Annotated in this window: 1 protein-coding gene; it reads left to right on the top strand. The window is 62.2% G+C overall.

The genetic code is table 11. The features are described from left to right. Positions 1-251: Na+/H+ antiporter NhaA (locus SB719_RS21560; protein ID WP_412159945.1), on the top strand; the 251-nt coding region annotated here is incomplete at both ends.

The raw sequence follows: 251 nt of genomic DNA, 5'->3' as shown, positions 1-251 counted from the left end.
CCGTGTCACTGAAGTTGTTCCTGATGACCCTGGCGATCATCGACGACCTGGGTGCGATCATTGTCATCGCCCTGTTCTACTCCGGCACCCTGTCGAGTGTGTCGCTGCTGCTGGCTGCAGCCTGCCTGGTGGTGCTGGTGGCGATGAACCGGCTTGGCGTGGTCAAGCTCGGCCCCTACATGATCGTTGGCCTGATCCTGTGGGTCTGCGTGCTCAAGAGTGGCGTGCATGCCACCTTGGCCGGTGTCGCC

Source organism: Pantoea sp. SIMBA_079, assembly GCF_046940275.1.
Classification (GTDB): Bacteria; Pseudomonadota; Gammaproteobacteria; order Enterobacterales; family Enterobacteriaceae; genus Pantoea; species Pantoea borealis.
This window is presented reverse-complemented; position numbering and strand designations above follow the sequence as displayed.